12 protein-coding genes are annotated in these 14717 nt (G+C 67.7%); 1 reads left to right on the forward strand and 11 read right to left on the reverse strand.

The genetic code is table 11. The features are described from left to right. Positions 1-12 precede the first annotated feature (12 nt). Together ACYQ1Z_RS01480 and ACYQ1Z_RS01485 are read right to left on the reverse strand one after the other, a co-directional pair. The gene (locus ACYQ1Z_RS01480; protein WP_459790590.1) at positions 13-945 is read right to left on the reverse strand and encodes a lipid kinase; all 933 of its coding nucleotides are present in this window, start codon (positions 943-945) and stop codon (positions 13-15) included. A 65-nt stretch (positions 946-1010) separates the two neighbouring features. After that, the gene (locus tag ACYQ1Z_RS01485) at positions 1011-1826 is read right to left on the reverse strand and encodes an MBL fold metallo-hydrolase (protein ID WP_459790591.1); all 816 of its coding nucleotides are present in this window, start codon (positions 1824-1826) and stop codon (positions 1011-1013) included. Between the two features lie 166 nt (positions 1827-1992). On the opposite strand from ACYQ1Z_RS01485, the gene ACYQ1Z_RS01490 reads away from it, so the two are divergent. Beyond that, on the forward strand, positions 1993-2781 hold the full coding sequence (locus ACYQ1Z_RS01490) for a class I SAM-dependent methyltransferase (RefSeq protein ID WP_459790592.1): 789 nt from the start codon (positions 1993-1995) through the stop codon (positions 2779-2781). An 87-nt stretch (positions 2782-2868) separates the two neighbouring features. On the opposite strand, the gene ACYQ1Z_RS01495 is transcribed toward ACYQ1Z_RS01490, so the two are convergent. The 9 genes from ACYQ1Z_RS01495 to ACYQ1Z_RS01535 form a co-directional block, all read right to left on the reverse strand. Continuing rightward, the gene (locus ACYQ1Z_RS01495; RefSeq protein ID WP_459790593.1) at positions 2869-4986 is read right to left on the reverse strand and encodes an Ig-like domain-containing protein; all 2118 of its coding nucleotides are present in this window, start codon (positions 4984-4986) and stop codon (positions 2869-2871) included. Between the two features lie 134 nt (positions 4987-5120). After that, entirely contained in the window at positions 5121-6182 is a 1062-nt protein-coding gene (locus tag ACYQ1Z_RS01500) for a LacI family DNA-binding transcriptional regulator (RefSeq protein ID WP_459790594.1), read from the reverse strand. Positions 6183-6215: 33 nt separating this feature from the next. Beyond that, positions 6216-7550, reverse strand: coding sequence for a right-handed parallel beta-helix repeat-containing protein (locus tag ACYQ1Z_RS01505; protein WP_459790595.1), 1335 nt, complete (start codon positions 7548-7550; stop codon positions 6216-6218). Positions 7551-7587: 37 nt separating this feature from the next. Beyond that, positions 7588-8556, reverse strand: coding sequence for a carbohydrate kinase family protein (locus tag ACYQ1Z_RS01510; protein ID WP_459790596.1), 969 nt, complete (start codon positions 8554-8556; stop codon positions 7588-7590). A gap of 34 nt (positions 8557-8590) precedes the next feature. Next, the gene (locus ACYQ1Z_RS01515) at positions 8591-10216 is read right to left on the reverse strand and encodes a glycoside hydrolase family 32 protein (protein ID WP_459790597.1); all 1626 of its coding nucleotides are present in this window, start codon (positions 10214-10216) and stop codon (positions 8591-8593) included. A gap of 45 nt (positions 10217-10261) precedes the next feature. After that, positions 10262-11311, reverse strand: coding sequence for a LacI family DNA-binding transcriptional regulator (locus ACYQ1Z_RS01520; protein WP_459790598.1), 1050 nt, complete (start codon positions 11309-11311; stop codon positions 10262-10264). A gap of 24 nt (positions 11312-11335) precedes the next feature. Continuing rightward, complete coding sequence (locus ACYQ1Z_RS01525) at positions 11336-12286, reverse strand: carbohydrate ABC transporter permease (RefSeq protein WP_459790599.1); 951 nt, start codon at positions 12284-12286, stop codon at positions 11336-11338. Beyond that, positions 12286-13173, reverse strand: coding sequence for a carbohydrate ABC transporter permease (locus ACYQ1Z_RS01530; protein ID WP_459790600.1), 888 nt, complete (start codon positions 13171-13173; stop codon positions 12286-12288). The genes ACYQ1Z_RS01525 and ACYQ1Z_RS01530 overlap by 1 nt, the downstream gene beginning before the upstream one ends. A 69-nt stretch (positions 13174-13242) precedes the next feature. Beyond that, positions 13243-14523 (reverse strand): ABC transporter substrate-binding protein, encoded by a 1281-nt coding sequence (locus tag ACYQ1Z_RS01535; RefSeq protein ID WP_459790601.1) that lies wholly within the window; start codon positions 14521-14523, stop codon positions 13243-13245. Positions 14524-14717: the final 194 nt, after the last annotated feature.

Consider the following 14717-nt stretch of genomic DNA (forward strand, 5'->3'; position numbering starts at 1 on the left):
TTCGAAGCCCGCCTACCCGTCCAGGGTGGCGCTGGTGCTGCCCTGCGGCACGACGACGTGGACGGCGTTGCGGTTGATGGTGAAGTCCGTGGGCGTGGCCGTGGCGATCTCGCCGTCGAGGTTCACGGGCATCGGCGGGTCGGTGAGCAGGCGGACGCGCTGGCTGGTCAGGTGATGGACGCCGCTGCGTTCCACGAAGCTGCCGTCCTTGAGCATCCGCGCGATCCGCACATGCTCGCGGAGCGGTGCGCCGGGGATGGCGTAGATGTCCAGGGTGTGGTCGTCGATCCCGGCGGTGGGTGACACGGCATTCCCGCCGCCGTAGTGCCGGCCGTTGCCCACCGCCACCTGCAGCATGTTCTCCAGCTCCAGCGTTTCGTGGTCGCCGCCGGGGAATTCGAGCCGGGCGCGGAACGGCTTGTGCCGGGCGTAGGCGCGGACAGCGGCCACCCCGTAGGCCAGCGGCCCGAGCCGGCGCTTCAGCTTGGGGCTGAGGCTCTCGGTCACCCCGACCGAGAGGCCCACGGAAGCGACGTTGAGGAACGGCTGGCCGTTGGCGCGGCCGAGGTCGATGTCCACCACCTTGCCGTCGGCCAGGGCAGCGCAGGCCTCGGGCAGGGTGCTTGGGATTTCCAGGGTGCGGGCGAGGTCGTTGGCGGTGCCCAGCGGGAGGACGCCGAGCACAACGCGGGTCCCGGCGAGCCTGCCGGCGGCGTAGCTGACGGTCCCGTCGCCGCCGCCGACCACCACCAGGTCGTGGCCGTCGGCGAGCACCCGGTCGAGGGTTCCGGGAAGCTCAGCCCCGGACACCAGGTGGTGCACGGAGGAGACCGGGAGGCCCGCCTGCTGCAGCCTCCCCACCGCCTGCTCCCGGGCCGAAACCCCGAGCCGGGCGCCGGCGTTGATCACCACGGCGGCGGATTCCGCGTTTCGGGCAAGCTTCATGGGGAACATTGTCCGTCCGGTGGTTGGGCTTGTCGAAGCCCCGGTGGTTGGGCCCGTCGAAACCCTTAGCCCTCCCTGCGGGTTTCCTGCAGCCGCTTGATGAACCAGCGGGACTGTTCCGGCCCGTAGGGCAGGACCGGGATGGCTTTGGTGGCGTCGTCCGGGGTGTCGCGGATGGACTGGCGTGCCTGGCGAACAGCGGTGGTCATGGTGTTGGCCATGGTCTTGACAAACCCGTCACTGCAGGGCTTCCCGTGCCCGGGGATCAGGAACTCGTAGCGGTGGCGCAGCGCCGAGATGTGGCGGAGCGCGTCGGCCCACTCCTCCGGGTAGGAGTCCTCGAAGGACGGGTGGGCGCCCTGCTCCACGAGGTCCCCCACGAACAGGGTGGTGGGGCTGCCCACCAGGAGGTCGCCGTCGGTGTGGCCGCGGCCCAGGTAGAACAGGGTGGCGGCCAGCCCGCCAAGGTCCACCAGCACCGGCTGGTCCTTGACGATGGCGTTGGGAACCACCAGTTCAACGTTGTCGCCTTCGCCGGCGGACATTTCCGGTTCCAGCGTGCCCACGAAGCGGCGCTGCAGGTCCCCGCGTTCGCTGATCTCGGTGGCGCAGTTCTGGTGCGCCCAGAATTCGGTGACGCCGGCCTCGGCGAACACGGCGTTGCCGAAGAAGTGGTCGTAGTGCGCGTGGGTGTTGACGACGACGAGCGGCAGTTGGGTCTTTTCCCGCACCGCTTCAAGGATTTCCCGCCCCTGCCGCGGTCCGCAGCCGGTGTCGATCACCATGGCCCGTTCGGATCCCACGATCAGTCCGGTGTTCAGCAGCGATCCTTCGGTGACCAGCACATAGTTGTCCGCACCGACTTCGAGCCATTCCGACATTGTTTCTCCGTACCTCCGGCTAAGCAGTGATCGTTCGTCTGGCCCCCGATTCTATCCATGGTCCGGTGGTTGAGCATGCCGAAACTCCGGGAGGCTTACCGGCCGGCGGGTGGTTGGACGTTCCTGGACCCTGTTCATTGCGCCGGAACCCGGGAAGGATGGGGGCATGGCAGCCCGGGTTGGGCCCGAAGAGTTCTATGACGCCCTCGCCTCCGAGTACCACCTCCTCTTCGAGGACTGGTGGTCCGCGGCGCAGTGGCACGGGCAGGTCATCGCACAGGTCCTCTCGCGGCGGGGTTTCCCCTCGGCTCGCCTCCTGGACTGCACCTGCGGCATCGGAACCCAGGCGCTGCCGCTGGCCCGGCGTGGCTACAGCGTGACAGCCAGCGATGTGAGCCGCGGGGCGGTGGAACGGGCCCGGCGGGAGGCGGCCGCGCGGGGCATCAGCGCAGGGTTCAGGACCTGCGACATCCGCGATGTCCGCGGGCATGTGGACGGCACCTTCGACGTCGTCATTTCCTGCGACAACGCCCTTCCCCACCTGCTGACGGACGAGGACCTGGAACGTGCCCTGCGCAGCGTCCATGCGTGCCTTGGAACCGGCGGGCTGTTGCTGGTTTCGCTTCGTGACTACGACGCACTAAGGATCACCCGGCCTCCCGGGGTGCCGCTCTCGGTGCACGGCGCCGTCGGGCGGCGGCACGGGTCCGGCCAGGCGTGGAGCTGGTCGGAGGACGCCGAGTATGTGGACATCGAGTTGTTCACCTTCACCGAGGTGGAGGCCGGCTCGTGGCGGGCGCACTCGCGCGGCACCCGCTACCGGGCGTTGGGCCGGGCGAAGCTTGAGGCCCTGCTCGCATCGGCAGGGTTCACCGGCCCCGAGTGGCTGATGCCCGGCGACAGTGGCTACTACCAGCCGATCGTGCTGGCAAAAGCCGGCGGGGCCGGCAGCTAAAGAGTCTCGGGAACCGGCCGCCCCGTCGAAGACGGTGGTTGAGCTTTGTCGAAACCGGGTTTCGACAAGCTCAACCACCGGGAACCGTTACTGGAACGTGAGGACGAGCTTGGGAGCTGCAGTGCTGCCCGCCTCCTTGGAACTGAGTGCCAGGCCGTCGGTGCTGGGGGTGTCCAGGCCGAGCGTGAGCTGCTGGCCGAGTTCACCGGCCAGGCCGTCAACGGTCAGGGGGACCGTGTAGCTCGAGCCGATGGTTGTCGGCCCGAAGATGCCCAGGCTGGAACCGGGTGCGGGCCGGTTGTTGTAGTTGAGCCCGCCTTCGGTCCAGCTGTCGTCACCTACCAGCTTCACGTTCTGCTTGCCCACGGAAGCGTTGTCGGCGACGCTCACCTGCAGCGCAGCACTGGCCAGTGTCCTGCCCGCATACGCAGAGAGGTCGAACTTCAGGTACATGACTTCCACGGGACTGTTGTCCACCCACAGCTTGGGCATCGCGCCGTAGTTCTTGTTCGGCGTCTGGCTCGACACGTAGCTGTCAGCGGCAGGGGTAAGCGTAACGGTTTCGGGACCGGGCGGGGCGGCAGGGGCGGTGGTGAAGGTCCAGGTCACGTCGGACGCCAACGGGTTGCCGGCTGCATCCTTGGCCCCGTCGGGGCCGCCCTTGATCGTCGCCGTGTAGGTGGTTCCCGCCGCCAGGTCCGTACCAGGATCCAGCGTGGCAGCGTTCGCCGTGCTGTCGTAGGCGACCGCAGCCGGAACCGCCGTCGTCCCGGACTGCAGCGTGAACGTGGCGGAAGAAACGGTTGCCGGGTCCATGGCCTCAGAGAAGGTCCCGGCCACGTTGGCCGTCACCGGGACGGACGTCGCGTCAGCCGCCGGAGAGGTTCCAGTCACCGTCGGAGCCGTGGTGTCACCGGTGGCGGCGGGCTCGTAGAAGTGCCAGTAGCGGCTGGTGGCGTTCACGTCGGCCAGGAGCAGCAGGCCGCTGTCCCCGGTGCCCCGCCCGGCGGCGTTGATGTTCTGCTTGGTGGACGTGACGTTGTGGACGTACTGGTCCGCGTCCATGATGCGGAGCGTCTTGGGCGCGGCGGCAAAGTCGATGGCGCCCAGCGGCGTGGACTTCTCGTAGATCGCGCCGCCGGAGCTGCTGCAAACGCCGGCGTTCGTGGTGCCGGCGGGCTTCGGGTAGGTGGCGAACGTCCGCAGCATCTGGGTGCTCTCGTCGATCATGACCATCACCCTGTTGGGGCATTCGGCCACCGTGGCGATGGTGTGCGCGGCCCAGGCGGTGCCGTTCAGTGCCAGCAGCTGGATCAGCGGCTGGGCTGCGGACGTGTAGGAAGTCTTGACGGCGGCGAACACCCGCCCTCCGGAGGAGTCCAGCCATTTCAGGCTGATGTGGTCGTCACCGCTGCGGAGCCCGGAAACGGCTGCCACGGGGGCGCTCCATTCAGCGCTGGGGGCACCGTCGACATGGAAGCTCCAGTACATGCCGTCGGTCTCGTTCCCCAGTTCGCGGCTCCACATCAGGCCCATCTTGTTGCCGTCGAACGCGACGACAGCCGAGATATCGTCTACGGAAACGTTGGCCAACTCCGCGGGATGGCGGAAGGGCGTGCCCCAGGTCTTGCCGTCCGTTTCGGTGACGTTCAAATAGATCTGGTTCCCCTGCTGCCAGGTTGCCCAGACGCGGCCGGTGGAGTCCTTGTCGATGGTCAGGACCTCAACCCTCGAGTTGTTGATCTGGGTGGAGCTCAGCAGCGTGTAGGTCTTCTTGATGGGATCGTAGCTGTACCGCCGCAGCGTGGTGGGGTAATTGGGTTCTGCCGGCAGGCCGTCGTTAACGAACCGGTAGCTCGCCACGTTCAGCGTGTTGCCGTCCCAGAGCACGTCGTGGTGGGTATTGGCCCTGCCGTCCGTCACCACACCGGTGCTGGCCCAGGATCCTGTCGCGGCGTCGAACCGGAAGATCTGGAACTTGGAGGTGGCCGTGTCCCACAGGTTCCCCCACCAGATGCCGTCATTGAACCACAGGAGGCTGGTCGCCCGTTTCGTGCCTGTCGGGGTCCCGGTGCCAACGTGCGACGGGCCTTCAACCCCCGCATCACCCTCGGCCGCCGATCCGGCCAGAGGGACCACGAAGATACCTCCCAAAGCCAGAAGCAGCGCTGTCAGCAGTGCACGGAGACGCAGGAACTTGAACACAGTCCACCCTCTTCAACTGGAACAGGGCGCGTGCGAGGACATGGCACGCGCCCCTCGCCGCTGTGATGCTCGAAAGTACCAAGCAGCGCTTCCAGCCGTCACCAGTAGGGCGTACTCGCTTCCCTGTGTGGGTGCTACCTGCTGGTTTCGGCAGGCGGAGCCACCGAGTCGCGGGGCACCAGCGGGCAGTCCAGAAGGGTGGGCTGACGGGCCATCCGGGCCAGGTCGGCCTTGCCTTCGATGGCGTCAATAAGCTGCCGTGCCGCCCACGCGCCCATCTCGTAGTGCGGGAGCGCCACGGTGGTGAGGCCCGGGTGCAGATTTGCGGCGATGAGTTGCTGGTCATCGAAGCCGACGACGGACAGGTCCTCCGGGATGCGGAGGCCCAGTTCGGCGGCGGCCCGGTAGGCGCCCATCGCCATCCGGTCGTTGTAGCAGAACAGGGCCGAAGGCCTGTCAGCGCGGCCGGTGCCGCCCAGAATCCGTCGCGCCGCCTCGTAGCCGTCCTGCACCTCGGATGGCGCTGACTCCACAGGTGCCGCGCCGCCGTCGAGCCCTGCCTCGGCGAGCGCGGCCCGGAAACCCTTCAGGCGCAGGCGGGTGGCCGGGACGTCGTCGGTGTTGTTCAGGAAGCCGATCCGGGTATGGCCCGCCTTCAGCAAGGCGGACACCGCGGTCCGGGCGCCGCCTTCCTCGTCCGGGACGACGGCGGTGATGTTTCCGCCGGTAGAGACGGAGTCCACCAGGACCGAGGGCACGCTGTCCAGGTTCGCCGGAAGTTCCACGCTGCGGTGGTACATGGTGGCGTAGAGGATGCCGTCCACCCGCCGTTCGAGCAGGGCGCCGACGTCGGCCGTCCGGGAGTCGAGGCTGGCCGCGGCAGAGGTGTTGATGATCATGAGGTTGTAGCCGCGGTCCCTGGCGGCCTCGTCCGCGCCCAGGATGATGCGGCCGGCGTGCGGAGTGGTGGCGATGTCCTCGCTCACCAGCCCAATCATCCCGGTCCGCTGGGTGCGCAGGGCCTGGGCCAGGCGGTTGGGGCCGTAGCCCAGCTCCTCGGCAACGGCCCGGACCTTTTCCTTGGTCTCGGGGCTGACCCGGGCGTAGGCAACGTCATTGAGGACGTGGGAGACCGTGGTCACCGACACCCCGGCCGCCCGCGCCACGTCCTTGATGCCGATGCTCTTGTTGCTCATCTGTCTCCCACGTCCTTATGGCAAGTGCGCCTCCTAGAAACCTACCGTGGGTGTGGCCCGAATGGCGTTGGCAGCCCTGTCGGCGGCAACCTGGGTGTCGGTTCCGGAGTCAAGGATCGTGTTCCGGGCCGATTCCGCATCAACGAGCACGGCCGTGACGGGAAGCCCGTCGGAGGCGCCGCCGGTGAGCAGGGCGTCCACCTGGGCCTCGAAGCAGGAGTCGCTCGCCTTGGCGTGGACGTCCAGGGCCACCACGTGGTTGTTGGAGACGAAGTTGCCGGTCCCGGACTGCAGCCGGATGATGACGGGCGCCGCCCCCGCAGGCCGGATGGTGGCGGCGTCGATGGCCTCGGAGAAGTGGTTGCCGATCACGGAGTTGTGGCTGCCGCTGACGCAGAGGATTCCGGTGAGGTCGTCCAGGCCGTTGGTGACGCCCAGGAAGGGTGTCCAGGGCTCGTGGTCGCGGAGGAAGTGGTTGGTGGCGACGAGGTTTTCCGAACTGTCCGCCTCCAGCAGCACCATGCCGGGGTAGAACGAATGCAGCCGGTTGTTGGTGATGCTGGAACGGGTGACGCCGTTGAAGCGGACGCTGCTGGCGCCGCGGGGAAAGACGTTGTTGGCGGTGACCAGGAGCCCGCCGTGTTTCTCCGCGTAAATGGAGTGGCCTTTCGGGCCGGCCCCGATCAGGTTGTCGGTGATCTTTGAGGCCTGTCCCCAGCCGCGCAGCTCAATGCAGCTGCCGCATTCGGCGATGAAGTTGTGGTGGATGGACAGCGCGTCGGCGTTGTGGATGGTGAGGGCGTTTTCCAGGTAGATGAAGCCCATGTCGGTGACGCGGAAGGAGTCGTTGGCGCTGGCGACGTAGATGCCGGTCTTGCCGTTGACGTAGGTGTTTTCCGGGTGCATGCCGGAACCGTCCGCGGCGAAATGCAGCCCGTCGATGCAGAAGTTGGCGAACTCCACGGAACTGATCCTGGGGCTCCCGCTCCGCTCGACGTAGAAGGCGGCACCCGCCGCTTCGTCTCCGCCGGCGGGCAGGTCGTTGATGATCCGGCTGCCCCCGGGCCACAGTTCATGCAGGTCCGGCCACTCCTCCTGGGGGACGTTGAACCGGATGCTCGAGGAGGTGAACCCGTGTCCCGAGCCCTGGATGCGGAGGAAACTGATGTCGATAACCACCTGCGTGCGGAGGTGGTAGTCCCCCGGCGGAAGGTAGATCACGGCGCCGGGCTTGCCGCCGTCGTCCACGTCGGTGGCGTTCTGCCGGTCCTTGATGTCCGCGATGATGCTGTTGATGACTTCGCCGACGTCCTTGGCCGGGTTGCCGACCGGCCAGGCCGTCACGTCGTAGTAGTTGTTGCTCGGCATTGGTTCTTTCCTCGGGTGGTGGGGGCTCAGCAAGAATCTACGGGGCTGCAGGCTGGTGCTCGGGGAGGTCCGCCTGCAGTTCCTCCAGGGTGGGAGGATTGGCGCCGGGACGCCGCACGGTGATGGCCGCGGCCTTGGCGGCCATCCGGCCCAGCGACTCCAGCACGGACGGGGCCAGGCCGTCCGCCCCGCGCATCAGGAGTCCGTAGATCAGGGCGGACATGTAAGAGTCACCGGCACCGATGGTGTCCGCGACGGCGGACGGGACCGACGGCACGGCCACCTGCGCGGACGGCGTGGTGAGCAGGGATCCTTCCGCGCCCAGGGTGACGGCGGCCAGTCCCGTTCCGAGTCCCAGGATGTGACGGGACACCTCCTCCACATCACGCCGCGGATAGAGCCAGCGTGCGTCCTCGTCGCTGAGCTTGACCACCTCGGTGAACGGGACGAGGTCCTCGAAGATTGCCACGGCCTCGGCGTGGCTGCCCAGCAGCGCAGGGCGGATGTTGGGATCGTAAGTGACCAGGCAGCGCCGGTGCGACTGCTCCAGCAACTCGCGGACCACGGCCGCGCCCGGCGCCAGGAAGGTGGCGATCGAGCCGGTGTGCAGGATCCTGGGCAGGGTGGCCGGGGCGGTCCGCGGCAGGTCCCACCGGATATCGAAGTCGTAGGAGGCCGACCCGTCGGACGCCAGGGTCGCAGTCGCGGTGGCTGTCCCGCCGGAGCGCCGGGATCCGGGCAGGAGGTGGACGCCGGCGCTGCGCAGGTGCGTCCCGATGGCGGCGGCATGGTGGTCGTCACCGATCGACGTCAGCAGTCCGGTGGCCACGCCCAGGCGGCCAAGTCCGTAGGCAACGTTGGCGGGCGAGCCGCCGGGGTGCTCCACGGTGCCGTGGGGAGAAACGACAATATCCACGAGGGCCTCGCCGACGACCACAACGTCCGCGCCTGGATGCTGGCCGCCGCCGGGCTGGAGGCCGCCGCCGGTGTGCTGGTTTGCTGGCATGGGTGACCTTTCCGGATAGTTCACTGGTTGTTTCCTAGCTGAGCGGGGTGACGGTGAGCGTGCGGACGGTGGCTGTCCCGCCGGTGGCCGTCAGCCGGTTGGTTGCCTGGGTGGGACCGGGGAAGACGAGGTCGGTCAGGACCACTTTGCCGCCCTGCGCGAAGACCTCCACCGAGCAACGGTCGACGACGATGCGCAGCTTGAGTGCCCCGTCCTCGAGTTCCAGCGGGGCTGACTCCGTGGAGGAGAACTTGGCGTGGAAGTCCGTGTTGCCCGAGCATCTGCGGTCCAGGACCAGCCGGCCTGTCTCGGAGTCGTAGGAAAGCACTGTCCCAAGGCTTCCGTCTTCGGCGCCGAGCAGGTGGAAAGCAATGCGGCCGGCGGTCCCGGGCAGGATGTCCGCCTCGATCACCTGGGCGGTGCCGGGGACCGCGTCCGGCAGCAGGACGGCTGAATCCCGCAGTTGGAACGGGGCCGACGGCACTTCGCGCTGCACGGCGGACGCTGTAGCGCCGGCCAGCACCGGCTCCTGGGCCAGTACAGGCTCCTGGGCAAGTACAGGCTCCTGGGCAAGTACAGGCTCCTGGGCAAGGCGGGCGGACCCGTTCACCGTGGTGAGGCGCAGTTCGCGGGCGAGGGTCATGCCGGACCGCCAGGGATGGGTGGGCAGTTCGTTGGCGTAGTCCCAGTTGTTCATCCAGCCGATGATGATGCGCCGGCCGTCCGGGACGTTGCTGAAGGAGACTGAGGCGTAGCAGTCGCGGCCCCAGTCCAGCCACAGGCACTGCTGCAGCGCCGCCGCGGCGGCGGCAGGGTCGTCCAGGGCGCTGACCCCGCCCGGCGCCGCAAGTGAGGAGCCGTCCGGAACGAACCGGACGCCGTCGAACTCCCCCACGAAGTACTGGCCGCCCGAGCCGCCGGCCACCGCCCCGGGGTTGACGTTGACGATCAGCACCCACTTGATGTTGTCCGGGTCCCCGTCCACCGGCAGCGGAAACAGGTCCGGGCACTCCCACTCCCCCGCGTCGGCGTTGGCCGGGCCGAAGTCGCTCAGGAATGTCCAGGATTTCAGGTCGTCGGAGCGGTAGAGCACCACCTTCTGCTGCTGCGCCTCGACGGCGACCATGATCCAGCGGTCCTCGTGGCGGAAGACCTTCGGGTCCCGGAAATGCGCGGAGTCCCGGGAAAGGACAGGGTTGGCGTGGTACTTCCGCCAGGTCATGCCGGCGTCCGTGCTGTAGGCCAGGGACTGCGCCTGTGTGCCGCTGTGCCGCGACGACGCCTTGAAGGCGCTCGTGTAGACCGCCACCAGCGCAGGCCCGTCCGCCGTGCCGAAGCCGGACGTGTTGCCGTGGTCCACCACGACGCTGCCGGAGAAGATGTCCTCCGTTTCGTCGCAGGCGATGGCCACGGGGTGCTCGGTCCAGTGCAGCAGGTCCGGCGAGGTCGCGTGGCCCCAGGACATGTTGCCCCAGGTGTTGCCGTAGGGGTTGTTCTGGAAGAAGAGGTGGTAGAGGCCGCCGTAGTAGACCAGGCCGTTGGGGTCGTTCAGCCAGGTGTCCCGTGCCGTGAAGTGGATGGCGGGCCGGAGCCAGGGGGTGCCGGGGCCGGCTTCGGCGGGGACTGTTTCCGGGAGTGCGGCGTCAAGGCTGCTGGACATGGATGGCGTTCCTCTGGGGACGAAAGTAGGGACTGGGCTAGGGGTTCAGCGCCCGGGCGGCGCGACGGAATCGCGGCGCACCAGGGGGCAGCCCAGGATGGTCGGGTGGAGTGCCATGAGGGACAGGTCGGTCTGCCCCTCCACGGCGTCAATCAGGTGCCCGGTGGCCCAGGCGCCCATTTCGTAGTGCGGCAGGGCCACGGTGGTGAGGGCCGGGGTGAAGTTCGCGGCGATCAGTTCCTGGTCATCGAAGCCGACGACGGACAGGTCGTCTGGGATACTCAGGCCCAGTTCGGCGGCGGCCCGGTAGGCGCCCATGGCCATGCGGTCGTTGTAGCAGAAGAGTGCCGTAGGCCTGTCAGCGCTGTCGGTGCGGTCCAGGATCCGGCGGGCCGCCTCGTAGCCGCCGTGCACCTCGGAGACCGCCGACTCCACAGGTGCCGCGCCGCCGTCGAGCCCTGCCTCGGCCAGCATGTCCCGGAAGGCGCGGAGGCGCTGGCGGGTGGCGGGAACGTCGTCGGTGTTGTTGAGGAACCCGATCCGGGTGTGGCCCGCCTCGAGGAGGGCGCCGACGGCGGCACGCGCCCCGCCTTCCTCGTCCGGGATGACCGAGGTGATGTTCCCGCCGGTGGACACGGAGTCCACCAGGACCGAGGGCACGGTGGCGAGGTTGGCCGGCAGTTCCACGGTGCGGTGGTACATGGTGGCGTAGAGGATGCCGTCCACCCGCCGTTCCAGGAGGGCCTCGACGTCGGCCTGCCGGGATTCGAGGCTGGCCGAGCCGGAGGTGTTGATGATCATGAGGTTGTAGCCGCGGGCTTTGGCGGCCTCGTCCGCGCCGAGGATGATCCGGCCGGCGTGCGGGGTGGTGGCGATGTCCTCGCTCACCAGCCCCAGCATCCCGGTCCGCTGGGTCCGGAGGGCCTGGGCCAGGCGGTTGGGGCCGTAGCCCAGTTCCTCCGCGGCGGCCCGGACCTTGTCCCGGGTTTCCGGGCTGACCCGGGCGTAGGAGACCTCGTTGAGGACGTGGGAGACGGTGGTCACGGAGACGCCCGCGGCGGTGGCCACATCCTTGATGCCGATATTCCGGTTCATGTCAGGTCAGTTTCGTTCCGCGCTTCAGCCCTTGACCGCGCCGAGCGTCATGCCGGCCACGATCTTGCGCTGCAGGAGCAGGGTGAGGAGGATGACCGGGATGGAGTAGACGGCGGCGAGCGCGGTCATGGAGCCCCAGTCCAGGCCGAACTGGGTCTGGAAGTTGGCGATCACCACGGGCGTGGTCTGGGAGCGGATGGCCGTCATCAGGAGGGCGAACAGGAACTCGTTCCAGGAGGCCAGGAAGGCGAAGATCGCGGTGACGGCGATGCCGCCGGAAACCACCGGGATCACCACCCGCCACAGGGCGCCGAGCCTGCTGCAGCCGTCCACGGTTGCCGCTTCCTCCAGGTCCTTGGGCACGGCTTCGAAGAAGCTGGACATCAGCCAGATGGAGAGCGGCAGCGAGATGGTGGTGTGGGCGATGGACAGGGCGATGGGCGTATCGGACAGGCCGAGGGTCCCCATCATCGAGGCCAGCGGGATGCCGATCGCCACCGGCGGCACCATGCGGGTGACCAGGGCGGCCATGATGAAGATCCTGCCGCTGAGGGTCTTGTACCGGGTGATGCCGTAGGCGGCGGGCACGGCCAGGACCAGGGACAGCACGGTGCTGATGATCGCGGTCTGGATGCTGTTGATGAAGGAGGCCAGGACCCCGTTGCGGCCCAGCGCGTTGGTGTAGTTCTCCAGCGTCCATTCCTTGGGAAGGATGGTGGGCGGCACCGCGATGGTGTCGATCGGCGTCTTGAAGGACGTGAACAGCAGGTACAGGAACGGGAAACCGTAGAGCACCATGGCGGCGGCGAGGAGGATCCAGAGCAGGGTCCGGGTGCTCCGCCGGCCCGCTTCCAGGCCTTCGCGGTTGACGCCGCGGCGCTTGCGGGGACGGACGACGGCGGCCGGCGCGGCAGGTGCCGCGGCCGCCTGGGCCGGGGTCCCGGCGTCGTGCTTAATTCTTTCGGCGACGCGCATCAGGTGTCCTTTCCTGGCCGCCAGATGGTGGTCACCGCGACGAACGCGACGGCGAGCATGGCCAGCAGGTAGATGGTGCCCATGGCGCTGGCCAGGCCGGGATCGCCGAAGCGGATCATGGTCCGGTAGATCAGCAGGCTCATGGTCTCGGAGGCGGACTGCGGGCCGCCGTTGGTCTGGATGAGGATGGTGTCGAAGGCCCGGGCCGCGTCGATGCCGCGGACCACCAGGGCGACGGCGATGACGGGGCGCAGCAGCGGCAGGATGATCCGGAACAGCAGGGCCGGTGCGCGGGCGCCGTCGAGCCGTGCGGCCTCGATGAGGTCACCGGGGATGTTCTGGAGGCCGGCGAAGAGGACCAGGCACATAAACGACGTGGTGAGCCAGATGTCCGGGATGGCGACCGAGTAGAGCACGATGCCGGGGTCTGACAGCCAGCCGATCTGGTTGGGGTTGGACAGGATGCCCGCCTGGTGCAGGAGGGTTCCGATGAGGCCGAAGTTGTCGATCATCAGGAACTTCCACAGCAGGCCGGCGACGATCGGGGCGATCATCAGCGGGTACATGAACACGGTCCGCCAGATCTGGGAGCTCTTGCCGAGCATGGTGAACAGCAGGGCCATGCCCAGGCCGAGGGCGAACTCGAGGGTGACCACGATCAGGGTGTAGGCGAGGGTGCGCCAGCCGGCGCCGGTGAAGGCCTCGGAGGCGAAGGCGCGGACGTAGTTGTCCAGGCCGACGAAGTCGCGGGGGCCGCCGGCGATCGGGGAGATTTTGAAGAAGCTGTCGGCGATGAGGCGGAACAGCGGGAAGGCCACGAAGACTGCCAGGAACAGTGCCGCGGGTGTCATCAGGAACAAGGCGAAGCGGCGATCGGAGATGCGCACGGTTTTCTCTTCTGCTGGTTGGGGGCCGCGGCCGGCACCGGCTAGGACCAGGTGCCGGCCGCGGGGGCTTTACTTGAGGAGGTCCTCGATCTGCTTCTTGGCGTCGGCGAGGAGGGTGGCGGAGTCACCGCCGGCCACGGCCTTCTGCAGCATGGGAACCAGGACGGTGTCCACGATCTGCTGCCACTTCTCGGTGGCGGGGCGGGTGGTGGTGGCTTCGCCGTTGAGGGTTTCGATCAGCGGGCCGAAGCTTTCGTAGCCTTCCTTGTCCTGGTACTTCTCGAAGGCGGAGATCCGGGAGGCGAGGCCGAGGTTGGACTCGATGCCCTTGTCGTTGTAGTCGTAGGCGCACTGGACGAACTTCTTGGCGGCCTCGGAGTTCTTGGTGGCCTTCGGGACCGTCAGGTACCAGGGTCCGGGGACGCCGCCGACGCCGGCGGATCCGGCGATCATGGGGGCCGCGCCCACCTTGCCGGCCACCGCGGAGTCGGCGGGGATCTGCCGGTAGGCATGGGCCCAGAAGCGGGTCATCGCCGTCTTGCCCTGGTTGAACAGGTTCTGCGCGGCGGCCCAGTCCACCTGGGCTGCGCCGGAGGGGGCGTCCTTGACCAGGCTGACGTAGAAGTCCAGGGCTTCCTTGTGGGCGGCGTTGTCAATGACCACCTTGTTGTTTTCGTCCAGGATCATGGGGCCGCCGGCCTGCAGGACGTGGGCCAGCCATTCGGTTTCCACACCGCCCTTGACGTCCGTGCCGTACATTCCGTCCTTGGTGAAGAACTCGGAGATGTCCTGGTACTGCTTCCAGGTGGTGGGGGCGGCGAGCTCATAGCCGTACTTGGCCTGGAAGTCGGCCTTGTTCTTGGCGTCCTCGAACAGGTCCTTGCGGTAGAGGATGATTTCGGCGTTGGTCCAGGCGGGCAGGCCGATGAAGTGCCCGTCCACGTTGGCTTCCTTGACCAGGGACGGGAAGATGTCCTTCTTGGCCTCGTCGGTGAAGATTTCGTCGATGGGCTGGACGGCGTCCTTGAAGCTGGGCAGCCAGACGGAGTCCAGGGCAGCGACGTCGAAGGAGACGTTGCCGGAGGAGAATTCGCTGGAGAGCCGGTTGAACATGCCGTCGTAGGGCAGTTCGACGAAGTTCACGTCAACGCCGGCGTCCTTCTTGCACTCCTCGGCGACGCCGGTGAGCACGGCGTGGCCGCCTGCTTCGACGAGGACGTTGACGGTGTTGGTGCCGGCGGTGCCGGACGTGGTGGCCGGGCCCCCTGCGCCGCAGGCGGTGGCGGACAGTGCGACGGCGGTGCAGATGCCGCCGACGGCGAGCCTGCTGATGAAGGTACGAGTGGACATCTCTGTCGACTCTCTTTCTCTCGAACGGAAGTGGGTGAGAATGATGCGGGGTGAAAAAACGTTTTGCCAAAACGTTGTGGCACTCACACTAGGACTTCACTGGTTTGCGTGTCAAGCGTCACTTCGAGTGGAATTTTCTATTGACGCCGCGCGTCCGGCAGCCCTAACGTGAAGCCCAGCGGCCGTGAAAAACC

Source organism: Arthrobacter sp. AD-310 (assembly GCF_054656615.1).

Bases quoted from the DNA above. Each gene is read 5' to 3' on its own strand.
- ACYQ1Z_RS01480 (WP_459790590.1), bottom strand. From the start codon at position 945: ATGAAGCTTGCCCGAAACGCGGAATCCGCCGCCGTGGTGATCAACGCC.
- ACYQ1Z_RS01485 (WP_459790591.1), bottom strand. From the start codon at position 1,826: ATGTCGGAATGGCTCGAAGTCGGTGCGGACAACTATGTGCTGGTCACC.
- ACYQ1Z_RS01490 (WP_459790592.1), top strand. From the start codon at position 1,993: ATGGCAGCCCGGGTTGGGCCCGAAGAGTTCTATGACGCCCTCGCCTCC.
- ACYQ1Z_RS01500 (WP_459790594.1), bottom strand. From the start codon at position 6,182: ATGAGCAACAAGAGCATCGGCATCAAGGACGTGGCGCGGGCGGCCGGG.
- ACYQ1Z_RS01505 (WP_459790595.1), bottom strand. From the start codon at position 7,550: ATGCCGAGCAACAACTACTACGACGTGACGGCCTGGCCGGTCGGCAAC.
- ACYQ1Z_RS01510 (WP_459790596.1), bottom strand. From the start codon at position 8,556: ATGCCAGCAAACCAGCACACCGGCGGCGGCCTCCAGCCCGGCGGCGGC.
- ACYQ1Z_RS01515 (WP_459790597.1), bottom strand. From the start codon at position 10,216: ATGTCCAGCAGCCTTGACGCCGCACTCCCGGAAACAGTCCCCGCCGAA.
- ACYQ1Z_RS01520 (WP_459790598.1), bottom strand. From the start codon at position 11,311: ATGAACCGGAATATCGGCATCAAGGATGTGGCCACCGCCGCGGGCGTC.
- ACYQ1Z_RS01525 (WP_459790599.1), bottom strand. From the start codon at position 12,286: ATGCGCGTCGCCGAAAGAATTAAGCACGACGCCGGGACCCCGGCCCAG.
- ACYQ1Z_RS01535 (WP_459790601.1), bottom strand. From the start codon at position 14,523: ATGTCCACTCGTACCTTCATCAGCAGGCTCGCCGTCGGCGGCATCTGC.